The 11,863-nt window shown below is 64.1% G+C and carries 12 protein-coding genes; 3 read left to right on the top strand and 9 right to left on the bottom strand.

All coding sequences use genetic code 11. The features are described from left to right. Positions 1-30: 30 nt before the first annotated feature. From JNO50_RS06420 to astE, 3 genes are read left to right on the top strand one after another with little or no spacing between them, the layout of a single operon-like run. Positions 31-819: an alpha/beta fold hydrolase gene (locus JNO50_RS06420; protein WP_189531131.1), complete on the top strand. Its 789-nt coding sequence runs from the start codon at positions 31-33 to the stop codon at positions 817-819. 21 nt (positions 820-840) lie between these two features. Beyond that, on the top strand, positions 841-1,626 hold the full coding sequence (locus JNO50_RS06415) for an enoyl-CoA hydratase-related protein (protein WP_189531133.1): 786 nt from the start codon (positions 841-843) through the stop codon (positions 1,624-1,626). A 5-nt stretch (positions 1,627-1,631) separates the two neighbouring features. Further along, positions 1,632-2,609, top strand: a complete 978-nt coding sequence (gene astE, locus JNO50_RS06410) for a succinylglutamate desuccinylase (RefSeq protein WP_189531135.1) — start codon at positions 1,632-1,634, stop codon at positions 2,607-2,609. 31 nt (positions 2,610-2,640) lie between these two features. Here astE and flgL read toward each other — a convergent pair whose 3' ends face one another. The 9 genes from flgL to JNO50_RS06365 are packed head-to-tail and all read right to left on the bottom strand — an operon-like array spanning position 2,641 to position 11,860. Continuing rightward, complete coding sequence (flgL, locus tag JNO50_RS06405; RefSeq protein WP_229804470.1) at positions 2,641-3,567, bottom strand: flagellar hook-associated protein FlgL; 927 nt, start codon at positions 3,565-3,567, stop codon at positions 2,641-2,643. Between the two features lie 19 nt (positions 3,568-3,586). Beyond that, positions 3,587-5,392, bottom strand: a complete 1,806-nt coding sequence (flgK, locus tag JNO50_RS06400) for a flagellar hook-associated protein FlgK (protein WP_189531137.1) — start codon at positions 5,390-5,392, stop codon at positions 3,587-3,589. A 50-nt stretch (positions 5,393-5,442) separates the two neighbouring features. Next, on the bottom strand, positions 5,443-6,405 hold the full coding sequence (flgJ, locus tag JNO50_RS06395) for a flagellar assembly peptidoglycan hydrolase FlgJ (protein ID WP_189531138.1): 963 nt from the start codon (positions 6,403-6,405) through the stop codon (positions 5,443-5,445). A 49-nt stretch (positions 6,406-6,454) separates the two neighbouring features. Then, positions 6,455-7,552: a flagellar basal body P-ring protein FlgI gene (locus tag JNO50_RS06390; protein WP_189531140.1), complete on the bottom strand. Its 1,098-nt coding sequence runs from the start codon at positions 7,550-7,552 to the stop codon at positions 6,455-6,457. Between the two features lie 36 nt (positions 7,553-7,588). Beyond that, positions 7,589-8,275: a flagellar basal body L-ring protein FlgH gene (locus JNO50_RS06385; protein WP_229804475.1), complete on the bottom strand. Its 687-nt coding sequence runs from the start codon at positions 8,273-8,275 to the stop codon at positions 7,589-7,591. 22 nt (positions 8,276-8,297) lie between these two features. Then, positions 8,298-9,080, bottom strand: a complete 783-nt coding sequence (flgG, locus tag JNO50_RS06380; protein WP_189531141.1) for a flagellar basal-body rod protein FlgG — start codon at positions 9,078-9,080, stop codon at positions 8,298-8,300. A gap of 33 nt (positions 9,081-9,113) precedes the next feature. Then, positions 9,114-9,857 (bottom strand): flagellar basal body rod protein FlgF, encoded by a 744-nt coding sequence (locus tag JNO50_RS06375; protein WP_189531143.1) that lies wholly within the window; start codon positions 9,855-9,857, stop codon positions 9,114-9,116. A gap of 16 nt (positions 9,858-9,873) precedes the next feature. Continuing rightward, positions 9,874-11,127 carry a flagellar hook protein FlgE gene (gene flgE, locus JNO50_RS06370; protein WP_189531145.1) on the bottom strand — a complete coding sequence of 418 codons (1,254 nt, stop codon included), beginning with the start codon at positions 11,125-11,127 and terminating at the stop codon, positions 9,874-9,876. A gap of 34 nt (positions 11,128-11,161) precedes the next feature. After that, a complete protein-coding gene (locus tag JNO50_RS06365) occupies positions 11,162-11,860 on the bottom strand; it encodes a flagellar hook assembly protein FlgD (protein WP_189531148.1) in 699 nt (232 codons plus the stop codon). Positions 11,861-11,863 lie beyond the last annotated feature (3 nt).

The following is an 11,863-nucleotide window of genomic DNA, read 5'->3' as shown; positions in this document are numbered from 1 at the left end:
ACGTTGCCGACCACATCACGGGAGCACGCCATGCCGACGTTGCGCTATCAGGGCCATGCCATCCAGATCGAGGAGACCGGACACGGCGCGGAGCCGCTGATCCTGTTCAACGGCATCACCATGTCGACCGCGTCGTGGGCTTTGCTGCAGCCGATGCTGGAAGCGCGCTACCGCCTGATCCGGCTGGATTTTCTCGGACAGGGGCAAAGCGACCGCCCGGATCTGCCGCGCTACGATCTGGCGATGCAGGCCGATATCGCCGCCGCCGCGCTCGACCACGTCGGACTGGACACGGCCCATGTCGTCGGACTGTCCTACGGCGGCATGGTCGCCCAGCACTTCGCGCGGCGCCACCGCGCGCGCATCCGCACCCTGCTTCTGGCCGCAACCCTCGCCTGGGCCGATGACGCCAGCCTCGCCGCGATGCAAAGCTGGACCGAAGCCAATACCGCCGGCGGCGTGGATCTGCGTTACACGATCAGCATTCCCTGGCTGTTCTCGAGCCGTTTTCTCGCCGCCCACCCCGGCGCGCTCGATGAACTGAAAACCATCGCCGCGCGCGTCGACTGGCCGGCGGTGGTCAGACTGATGAACGGCGTGCGCGAACACGACGCGCGAACCTGGCTTGGCGATCTCGCCCTGCCTGTCAAAGTGTTGATCGGCACCGAAGACCGGCTCACCCCGCTTTACCAGGCCAATCTGATCGCCGGCCTGATTCCCGGCGCGGTGCGGGAAGAGTTGCCAGGAGCCGGCCACGTGCTGCATATTGAAGCGGCGGAGGCGTTCGCCCGTTCGATCATCGCCTTTTGCCAACCCTGACCCACCAAGGACCGGTTCATCATGACAGACCCAGTTACGCTCGCCGTCGACCTTCAGGGTGTCGCGACGGTCAGTCTCAATCGCCCGGAAGTGCATAACGCGCTGGACGGCGACACCATCGGTTTTCTGCTGGCGACGGTGGAAACCCTGGCCGAGGACGACTCTATCCGCGCCGTGGTGCTCACCGGACGCGGCATCAACTTTTCGATCGGCCACGATATCGAATGGACCCGCCGGCTGACCCAGGCGGGCGCCGAGGAAATCCGCTATCAGGCCGGCCAGATGGTCCGCCTGCTGACCGCCCTCGACAACCTAGACAAACCGCTGATCGCGCGGGTGCAGGGCTCGGCCTTCGGCCCGGGCGCCGCGCTGATCGCCTGTGCCGACGTGGCCATCGGCGTGTCCGAGGCGCTGTTCGGGTTTTCCGAGGTGAAGCTTGGCGTCGTGCCCTCGGTCATCGCCCCCTGGATCATCCGGGCGATCGGTGAGCGCGCCACGCGCCGCTATTTCATGACGGCCGAGCGCTTCAACGCCGGCAAGGCCAAACGGCTCGGCCTGCTGCATCAAGTGCTCGAAGCGGACGAGCTCGACACCGCCGTCACCCACGCCATCAGCCAGTTGCTGGTCAACAGCCCGGCGGCGATGGCCGAGGCGAAACGGCTCGTCAACCGCATCGGCAAACTCGGCGCCAGCGAGGAGGCCATCGCCGCCGGCATCGAGTCGACCGTCCGGGTGCGCACCAGCGCCGAAGGCCGCGAAGGCATCCAGGCCTTCCTCGACAAACGCAAACCCGACTGGATGAAGTGACCGACATGGAGTTTCTGGCCCTGACACTGGGCGGACAGCCCTCGCTGCCCACACCGCTGCCCCTGAACAACGGCGGCAGGATGGAGCATGTCGCCGAAGGCGTTCTCTGCCTTGCGCCGGCGAACGAGTTCGCGCCGCGCGTGCTGCTGTCCGCCGGCGTGCACGGCAACGAAACGGCGCCGGTGGAACTGCTCGATTTTCTCGTCAGGGACATTCTGGCCGACAAGGTCGTGCTGGGTTGCCATCTGATGATTCAGCTGGCCAATCCCGCGGCGCTGCGCATTGGCGAGCGCTACCTCGATTACGACATGAACCGGCTGTTCGACGGCGCGCACCGGCGGCATGGCGGTGCGCGCGAAGCGGCGCGGGCGGCTCAACTGGAGGCGCTGTCGGCCGGCTTTTTCGCTCAGGCGCCGGCCGGGGTGGCGCGTCTGCACCTGGATTTGCACACGGCGATCCGCGGCTCGGTGTTCGAGCGGTTCGCCATCTGCCCTTGGCTGCACGGGGCGCAGCCCGACCGGGGGCAACTGGGCTGGCTGTCGGGCGCGGGCATCGGGGCCGTGCTGCTGCACAGCGCCCCCTCCCCGACTTATAGCTACTGCACGAGCCGGACATCCGGCGCGGTGGCTTTCACGCTGGAGTTGGGCAAGGCCCGGCCGTTCGGCCATAACGACCTGACCCGTTTCACCGGCATCGACAGGGCGATTCGCCGGCTTGTCGCCGGCGAGGCCGCGACCGATCCTGACGTGCCGCCCCCACGGCTATTCCGGGCGCGTTACGACATTATCAAGCACAGCGAAGCCTTCGTGCTGCATCTGGAAGATTCGGTGGAGAATTTCACGCCGCTGCCGGACGGCATGCTGATCGCCGAGGACGGCGAGCACCGCTATGTGGCCTCGGGCGGAGAGGAGCGCATCCTCTTCCCCAATCCGTCGGTCAGCCCGGGCTTGCGGGCCGGCATCGTCGTCGGGCCGGCGGACTGACAGGCGCGGCGCGTCGGCGCCGCGCGGTCCGTCAGGAAATGTAGTTGAACAGCGAGAGGCTGGTGATCTTGTTGAAGGTCAGCTGCGAGTACTGCAAGGACGCCTGGGTCAGCGAAAAATCGCTGATGGTCTGCGGCAGGTCGAGATCCTGCAGATTGCTGATCGCGCTCTTGTACTGCAAGGTCGCGTCTTCCGCGGTGTTCTGGGTATCCTCGTTTTCCTTGCGGCGCGAACCGATCGACGCCTGGGCGTTCACCAGGTTCTGCGACGCCGCGTCCATATTGCCCATGATGGTGGTCAGCTGGGTCGCGAAGTTGGCCGGTTTGGGATTTTGCCCCAGAAGATCATGGAACGCCTTGACCGAGTCGAACAGCGCCGTCGGACTCGACGACGCGGGCGTGTTGCCGAATACCTGCGATCCGACCTCATTGGTCGGAATGCGCCGCGACGAGCTGATTTCCACCAGGCGCTGCCCGGTGTCGCCGTTGTAGGTGGTGTTGAGCGCGCTGTCCGCGGTGAAGGGCGGCGCGTTGTCCTTGTTGCCGCCGAACAGATAGGTGCCGATCCCGTCGGTGGTGTTGGCGTTGGCCACCAGCTGATTGAAATACTGGGTCACCTGCACCTGCATGGACTGCAACTGCGTGACCGACAGGCCGCCGCCCCCGGCCTGCACCGCCAGTTCCTTCAGCGAGCGCATCACGTTGATCGAATTGCCGATGGCGGTTTCCGAAATCGCCAGCGTCGACTCGACGGACTTGTTGTTGGTGATGAACTGATCGTTGCGGCCGTTCGATTGCGACAATTGCAGGATTTGCGATGCCGCCACCGGGTCGTCGGACGGATTGACCACCCGTTTCTGGGTATCCAGTTGCATCTGCAGCTTTTGCAGCGTGCTTTGCAGATTCGACATGTCGGTCGAACCGATGTAGTAGGTGGTAAACGTACTGATGCGCATCATGCACTCCTAAACATGCTCTTCACAGCTGCAAGAGCTTGTCGAATATCGTCTGGGCGATCTGGATCACCTTGCTGGACGCCTGGTAGGCCTGCTGGTAACGGATCAGATCCGCGGCCTCCTGATCGAGGTTCACGCCCGATACGTCGGAACGGGCCCGGACCGTCTGCTTCAAGTCGGTATCCGCGGCCGCGCTCGCCAGCTGGACGTTGCTGGTCTGGTTGCCGACAAAACTCACCGCCGTCGAATAAGCCGTGCCGAACGACTGCAGGGTGTTGCCCGAGCCGTTGCGCACATTGTCCACCACCTTGGCCGTCTGCAGGCTGAGCATCTGCAGCAGGTTGGTGTTGTCGCCCTTGCCGTAGGTGGTCGAGGTATTCTGGGTGATGGTGAACTGCATGGTGTTGGACATCTGGCCGGACAGCATGAAGCCGACCCCGATATCCTTCGGCGGCGTGCTGCTGTCCTGCAGTTTGTAGCCGTTCTGCACCTTGGGATCGACCACCACATTATAGGTGCCCGGCATCGGACCGCCGGTGATGACGGCCTTCATGGTCGCGCCATTGACCGCGATGTTGCCGGTCGCGCCCAGTTGTGACGGATGCTGGGTGACGTCCGGCGCGGTGTAGACCGGCGGCGTGCCGGTGCTCGACCAGCCGTAGCTCGCCGGCAGCGTCGGATACACACCCGACACGGTGATGCCGTTGCTGCCGGAGATCGAGGCCGGATTGACGGTCATGTTCGAGGCGGCGGCGAGGCGGCGGGGATCGGACATCAGCACGGCCATGTTGGCGATGGCGTTTTGCGGATTGCTGGCGAACGAGGTCAGGTCGGTGAACATCGCCGTGCCGGGGTTGCCGTCCAGATCCAGGCCGAGTTTCTGCTGATAATTGAACGCCGTGGCAAAGTCGATGGCCATATTGCCCAACTGCTGCTCCGCCTGAACCAGGGTGTTGTCGCGCACGTTGAGCAAACCGCCCAGATTACCGCCCTGGATCAGTGAATTGGCCATCACCGTCACGGTTCCGTTGGGGTTTGGATACACCACCTGCAAATCGCGCGGATTGGTCGGATTGGGCTGGGTCGCCAGAGTCATCGGTGTGGCGCCCATCACCAGGGACTGCCCGTTGCCGATGAACACGCTGTAGGAACCGTCCGGCTGCAGCACCGACTTGGCCGACACCAGCTTGTTCAGCTCCTGCATCGCATTATCACGCTGATCGAGCAGGTCGTTCGGCTGCTTGGTCTTGTCCGGGCTCGCCAGCGACATGATCTGGGTGTTCAGATCGGCGATTTTCTGGGCGAGCGAATTGATGCTGTCGACCGTGGACTTGATGTTGGTGTTGATCCCGTCGTGGATCTCCTGCATACGGTTGTCGAGCGTCTTGAATTTGTTGACCAGGGCCTGGGCCATGTTGATCACGGTGGTCCGCGACGGGATGGAGGCGTCCGACGGGGTTTTCGAGACGGTCTGCAAGGCCCCGAAAAAGTCCTGCAGGCCGGCGGTCAGGCCGACCGTGGTGCTGCCCATCAGGCTGTCGATCTGGTTCAGCAGGCCCAACTGGCTGGAGTTGTAATTGCTGGTCGACTGCGCGCTGAGCACCTGGCCATCCAGATATTTGTCGTAGCTGCGCATCACCTGGATGACATCGACGCCCTTGCCGATGAAACCGAAGCCCAAGTCCTGCGGCAGGCGCGACGCCTGGTCGAACGTCTGCCGGGTATAGCCGGGAGTATTGGCATTGGAGATGTTTTGCCCCACCACGCTGAGCGCCACCTGAGCGGCGTTAAGGCCGCTGACCCCGATAGAAAAGATGTTGGTTCCCATGTGTTCACCTCCAAGACTGTATCGACCCGAAGGACGAAAACTTCAGTGCCTCAGGCACGAGCCAGGGTCGACACCACGTCGGCCAGTTTGCGGGCATAGCGCGGATCGGTCGCGTAACCGCCTTGCTGCAAGCCCTGCGCGAAGCCGGCGATGTTCTGCCCCTGGTTGAGCACGTTGCGGTAACGCGCCGAACCGCTGAGCAGATTGGCGTAATCGCTGAACGCCTCCCGGTAGGAGTCGTAGGCGCGGAATTTTTCCACCTGTTTGCGCGGCGTGCCGTTGACGTATTCGGTGGTGGTGATGTCCACGGTCTTGCCGGTCCATTCGGAACCGGCCTTGATGCCGAACAGGTTGTGGCTGTCGCTGCCGTCCGGCATGCGGATCGCCCGCTTGCCCCAGCCGCTCTCCAGCGCCGCATGCGCGACAACGAACTCGGGCGCCACGCCGAGTTTGGCGGCCGCCTCGCGCGCCTGGGCGAGCATGGCGCCAAGGAAGGAGCGCGGGTCGCGCGCGGCCGCGGAGCTCTCCGCCGACGGCGCGGCCGCGGCCGCCGGAGCGCCCGCATCGGCCTTGGGCAGAGCGGCGCCATACGCCGCCAGCGCGCGTCGCGTCACCTGCGGCAACATGCCCGACGGACCCGAGGTGCGCACCCGGGCATCCGCGGCGCCATCCTCCTCCAGGCGCGCGAGGCGGGCGATCTGGCGGCTCAGCACATCGGCCAGCCCCACGCCGCCCGAGGCGCTCATCGCCTGCGACCACTGCTGGTCGAGCATGCCGCGCCAGGTGCTCATTTCGCTGCTGTCTTCTTCGTCGTTGAAATGCGTGGCCCGCATCGCGCGCATCACGTTGTCGAGGAACATCGCCTCGAATTGCTTGGCGACTTCCTTGACGGCGCCCCTGGGATCCTTCTGCATCCGTCCTTGCAAGCTGCTGGCAACAGCGTTCGGATCCATCGCCAGCGCGCTGGACGACAGGCTTCCCAGGTTATCGATTGCGGTGAATTGCGTGCTCATGCGGCCCTCCTCCCGTAATAACTAGCAAGAATCGGGCCAACATGAAAAATCAGATGATCTGCAGATCGGCGCGCAAGGCGCCGGAGGCTTTCATGGCCTGAAGGATGGAGACCAGATCCTGCGGCGTGGCGCCGACGGCGTTGAGGGCATTGACCACCTGGGACAAGTTGGTGCCGCGCGGCACGCTGATCACCCGCCCCGGCTGGGCATTGACATTGACGTTGGCCTGATTGGTCGTGGTGGTCTGCCCGGCGGACAGCGGATTGGGCTGGCTGACCTGCGGCGTGTTGCTGACCGTCACCGTCAGGTTGCCGTGGGAGATCGCGCAAGGTTCGAGCTTGACCGCCTGGTTCATCACGATGGAACCGGTGCGGGCATTGATGATGACCAGAGGGGAAACATCTGCCGGGTCGACGGCAATATTTTCCAGGCGGGACAGGAACTGCACCCGGGCATTGGCATCCACCGGCGCGCGCACCTCGACGAGCCGGCCGTCCACGGCGCGCGCCACGCCGGCGCCGAACTGCCGGTTGATCGCCTGCACCACGCGGTCCGCGGTGGTGAAATCGGCGCTGAGCAATTCAAGATCGATCACACCGTTGTTGCCCAGCTGCGTCGGCACTTCGCGCTCCACGGTCGCGCCGGATGGCACGCGTCCGACACTCAACTGGTTGACCTGGGTACTGCTGCCGCCGGCCGAGGCGCCGGCGCCGCCGACCACCACATTGCCCTGCGCCATCGCATAGATCTGCCCGTCGGCGCCCTTGAGCGGCGCGAGCAGCAGCGTGCCGCCGCGCAGACTCTTGGCGTCGCCGATCGACGACACGGTGACGTCGAGCGGCTGACCGGTGCGGGCAAAGGGCGGCAGCGTGGCGGTCATGGTGACCGCCGCGACGTTCTTGGGGTCGAGCTTGGTGCCGGAGGGAATCTGCACCCCGAGCTGATTGAGCATGCTGTTGAGCGACTGGGCGGTGAACGGCGAAGAACTCGCCTTGTCGCCGCTGCCATCCAGGCCGACCACGAGACCGTAGCCGACCAGCTGGTTGGGACGGACCCCGCCAAAGGTGGCGAGGTCCTTGATGCGTTCGGCCGCCGCGGCCTGCGCCACAAGGAGCGCGGCCAGAAGACCGAGAATGAAACGTTTCATGATATTTCCTGCAAGTGAACCGGCACGCACAGGCTATCAGAATGGCAGGATGGACAGGAAAATTTTCGACAACCATCCCGGTTCGTTGTACAGCCGGTTGTTGCCCTTGGTCTGCTGCTCGATGCGCGCATCGGCCACTTTCAGCGACGAGACGCTGCGATCGGCGGCGATGTCGCGCGGATTGACCACGCCGGACAGGCGGATCGATTCGGTGTCGCCATTGATGCGCACCATTTTCTCGCCGCTGACCACCAGATTGCCGTTGGCCAGCACCTCGATCACCGTCACCGAGATCGAGCTGACGAAGGTGGTCGACACCTGGTTGGTGCCGGAACCGGCCAGCGAGGCGGCGCCGTTGCCGGTCAGCGACGTGCCGCCCAGCGCCTTCTCCAGATAACCGGGGATGAACGGCAACTGCACGCCGGCGCTGATCGATTCGGAAATCGCGGTCTTGCGGCTTTCGTTGACCTGCTCGCTCGCGGAGGTGGACGATTTTTCCTGGATAGTGATGGTCAGGGTATCGCCCACCTGGTTGGGCATGCGATCCTCGAACAGCGGCCGGTAACTCGCCACCTGAAAAATCGAACCGCCGTTGCCGGGCGGCTGGGCCTGGGGTTGCGGACGCGCGGTCAGCGGCCCCTTCACGATCGGAGGTTCCTGAATGACGCAGCCGGCCAGCGCCAGCGCCGCCGCGCACGCGGCCATGCCCGTTCTGTTCAGCATCGTTGCCTTTCCGTCTTGCCGCTTACAGCTGCGTCAGACGCTGCAGCATCTGGTCGCAGGTGGTAATGGCCTTGGAGTTCATTTCGAAAGCCCGCTGCGCGGTGATCATGTTCACCAGTTCCTCGGTCACGTTGACGTTGGAGTTTTCCAGGAAACCCTGGCGGATCAGCCCGCGGTTGTCGGTCGCCGGATCCCCGTCCTGCGGATCGCCCGACGCGGCGGTCTGCAGATACAGGTTGTCGCCGATGCTCTGCAGCCCTTGCGGGTTGATGAAGGTGGTCAGCTGGATATTGCCGGCCGTCTGCGGCGCGGGGTTGCCGGGCACCTTGTACTGTATCACGCCCGACTGGGACACCGACAGATCGGTGGCGTTGGCCGGGATATTGACATTGGGATTCAGCTGCAGCCCCTGGGGATTGACGATGTCGCCATTGGAGTTGCGCTTGAACTCGCCGTTGCGGGTGTAGCCCGTGGTGCCGTCCGGCATCTGGATACGGAAGAAGCCATCCCCCACGATCGCCCAGTCCAGCGACTGGCCGGTCGGCAGCAGATCGCCCTCGGTGTGGATGCGCGCGGTCGCCACCGGCGCCGAGCCGGTGCCGACCTGCAGGCCGGTGGGCAGATTGGCGCCGTTGGGCAATTGCGAACCGGGCTGGCGCAGGGTCTGGTAGTACAGATCCTCGAAAACCGCGGTGCCGCGCTTGAAACCCTTGGTGCTGACGTTGGCCAGGTTGTTGGACACCACGTCCAGACGGAACTGGCTGGAATCCATGCCGGTTTTGGCGATGTAGAGGGCTCGCATCATGGCGGGGCCTGCCTTTTCTCTTTACGTTGGCGATCAGCCGTTGACGGCCAGGATCTGCGTCGCCCGCTGATCGTTCTGATCGGCGGTCTGGATCATTTTCATGTTCAGGTCGAAATGGCGCCCGTGGGAAATCATCTGCACCAGAGCATCGACCGCGTTGACATTGCTCGCTTCGAGCATGCCGGTAACCATCTTCATGTTCTCGTCGGCAGGCGCCACGCCACCGGCGTTCAGATGGAACAGCCCATCCTCGCCCTTGTAGGTATCGCGCTCGCCGGGATTGACCATCTTGATCCGCCCGACCTGCTGCGGCGTCCGGTCGGCGCCCGACAGCGGCACGGAAAACACCGTGCCGTCCGATCCCAGTTGCACCTGTGTGCCCAGAGGCACGGTGATGGGGCCGCCGTCGCCGAGAATCGGCAGACCGGTGCGGGTGCGCAGCATGCCGGTGCTGTCGAGCACGTAGCCGCCATCCCGAGTGTAGGCCTCCTGGCCGTTGGCGCCCTGCACCGCGAAAAACCCCGGACCGCCGAGCGCGAAGTCGCTCTCGTTGCCGGTCGCCTGCAGACTGCCCTGGCGCATGTCGTGGCCGATGGTATTGTCGACCACATAGGTGCGCGTCGGCGCGCCGTCGCCGACGACCGGCAGCGCGCGGAACGACACCAGGTCGGCCTTGAAGCCGTTGGTGTTGACGTTGGCCAGGTTGTTGGCGGTGGTGGCCTGCTGCCATTCGACGTGCTTGGCGCCGGTCATCGCCAGAAAAAGCATGCGGTCCATCAGCGTATCCTATCGGTCAGCGCAGGTTGATCAGCGTCTGCAGGACCTGGTCCTGGGTCTTCACGGTCTGGGCGTTGGCCTGGTAAAACCGTTGCGCCGTGATCATGTTGACCAGTTCGGTGGTCAGATCCACGTTGGAATCCTCCAGCGCCGCGGACTGCAAAAGCCCGGCGGTGCCGGATCCTGGCGCGTTGATCTGCATCGGTCCGGACGAATAGGTCTCCACCCAGTGGTTGTTGCCGGACGGCTGCAGACCCTGCGGGTTGGTGAAGTTCCCGATCGCCACCTGGCCGATGGTGCGCGTCTGGCTGTTGGTGTAGGTCGCCTGAATGATGCCGGTCTTGTCGATATTGATGGCGCGCAGGGTCCCCGGCGCATAGCCGTCGTTGGTCAGCGACGTGGTGCCGGCATTCTGGCCGTATTGCGTGGAGCCGGTGTAATCGACGGTGAACGACACCGGAGTCGCCGAACCGTTGACCGGCGCCGGGGTGAACGACACGGGGAATTTCGCCGTGGTGGTCAGCGCGCCGTTGGTGTTGAAGTTCAGCGTGAAGGTGTTGGGCGCCGTGGCCGGATTGCCGTCCACATAGGCGTTGACGACCCAGTCGGTGCCGGTCGTGGTCGGGGCGGCCTTTTGATAATACAGCGTCAGATTGTGCGGATTGCCCAGACTGTCATACACCGTTGTGGCATTAGACCAGTTAAATGTGTTGGTTTTGGTCGGATCCAGCGTTGTCCCCGCCGTCGGCGTCATCCGGGAATCGAGGTTGACGCCCATGCCCACCGCCGAGGTGACTTTCGGGTTGATCAGCGCGGTCTGCAGCTGCAGATCGTTGACCGGCCCCTGCGTCACCACGCCGCCGGTGCTGGCCGTCCAGCCTTGCAGCCGGTCGCCGCTGGTATTGACGATGTATCCTTGCTGATCGACCTGGAACTGGCCGTTGCGGGTCGCGTAGATCGTGCCGGCGCTGTTCGCCGTCGAGGCGCCGGCCTTGACGATGAAGAAGCCGTTATTGTTGATGGCCATGTCCAGACTTCGCGCCGTCGGCGTGATGTTGCCCTGGGTATGCTGCTGGGTCACCGCCGCGGTGTTCACACCGATACCCGCCGCGGTGCTGGCCACCCCGTAAAAACTGGTCGCGTACATATCGGCGAATTCGGCGCGCGACTGCTTGAAGCCCACCGTGCTGGCGTTGGCCACGTTGTTGCCGATGACATCAAGCTGCTTGGAGGCGGCCGACAGCCCGCTCAGACCTTGTTGGAAACCCATCTTCGTCGTCCTTGTTTGATACCGGGTACCGGCGTCAGCTCATTTGCGCGATATCGGCCAGCTTGGCGCGCGTGCCGTCGTTAAGAATCAGCTGCGGAATGCCGGAGCTGTCCCAGGCCACGGCGTTGACCTTCTGCGTGGTGTAGGCGACCGTTTTGGCCGAGGTGCCGTCCGCTTTGGTGGCGGTCACCTCGAAGGTGTACTTGCCGGACGGCAGGATGTTGCCGGCCATGTCCTTGCCGTTCCAGGTGAAGTTGTTCATGCCGGCCTTGGGCGCGGGACTCGTCACGTCGATGGTGTTGACCGTGACACCGCTCTCGTTCTTGATGGTGACGGTCATTTTCTTGGCATCGGCGTCGAGCGTGGCGGCGCCGCTGAGCGTCGCGCCGTCGCCCGCGCTGTTGAGCACATTGCCCGGAGACAACACCTGACGGCCGACCAGGGTGGTCGCCATCAGCGATTGCGAGGCGATCTGGGCGGACAGCATGGTCTGCATGGTCTGGTTGAGCTTTTCCATGCCGGACACCTGGCTGATTTGCGCCATCTGGCTGGTCATCTGGCTGTTGTCCATCGGATTCATCGGATCCTGCGCCTGCAACTGCGTCACCAGAAGCTTCAGGAAGCGGTCCTGGATGCCCTGGGCGCTGTTGGCGGCGGTACCGGAACTTGTCGTATTGCCGTTGACGACACTGTACGGATTGCTCGCCGGATCGTTGGTCACGCTGCTCGCCATGTT

Source organism: Paludibacterium paludis (assembly GCF_018802605.1).
In the GTDB taxonomy this organism is placed as follows: Bacteria; Pseudomonadota; Gammaproteobacteria; order Burkholderiales; family Chromobacteriaceae; genus Paludibacterium; species Paludibacterium paludis.
This window is presented reverse-complemented; position numbering and strand designations above follow the sequence as displayed.

Coding starts and splice junctions, on each gene's coding strand:
- JNO50_RS06420 (WP_189531131.1), top strand. CDS start 31: ATGCCGACGTTGCGCTATCAGGGCCATGCCATCCAGATCGAGGAGACC.
- JNO50_RS06415 (WP_189531133.1), top strand. CDS start 841: ATGACAGACCCAGTTACGCTCGCCGTCGACCTTCAGGGTGTCGCGACG.
- astE (WP_189531135.1), top strand. CDS start 1,632: ATGGAGTTTCTGGCCCTGACACTGGGCGGACAGCCCTCGCTGCCCACA.
- flgL (WP_229804470.1), bottom strand. CDS start 3,567: ATGATGCGCATCAGTACGTTTACCACCTACTACATCGGTTCGACCGAC.
- flgK (WP_189531137.1), bottom strand. CDS start 5,392: ATGGGAACCAACATCTTTTCTATCGGGGTCAGCGGCCTTAACGCCGCT.
- flgJ (WP_189531138.1), bottom strand. CDS start 6,405: ATGAGCACGCAATTCACCGCAATCGATAACCTGGGAAGCCTGTCGTCC.
- JNO50_RS06390 (WP_189531140.1), bottom strand. CDS start 7,552: ATGAAACGTTTCATTCTCGGTCTTCTGGCCGCGCTCCTTGTGGCGCAG.
- JNO50_RS06385 (WP_229804475.1), bottom strand. CDS start 8,275: ATGCTGAACAGAACGGGCATGGCCGCGTGCGCGGCGGCGCTGGCGCTG.
- flgG (WP_189531141.1), bottom strand. CDS start 9,080: ATGATGCGAGCCCTCTACATCGCCAAAACCGGCATGGATTCCAGCCAG.
- JNO50_RS06375 (WP_189531143.1), bottom strand. CDS start 9,857: ATGGACCGCATGCTTTTTCTGGCGATGACCGGCGCCAAGCACGTCGAA.
- flgE (WP_189531145.1), bottom strand. CDS start 11,127: ATGGGTTTCCAACAAGGTCTGAGCGGGCTGTCGGCCGCCTCCAAGCAG.
- JNO50_RS06365 (WP_189531148.1), bottom strand. CDS start 11,860: ATGGCGAGCAGCGTGACCAACGATCCGGCGAGCAATCCGTACAGTGTC.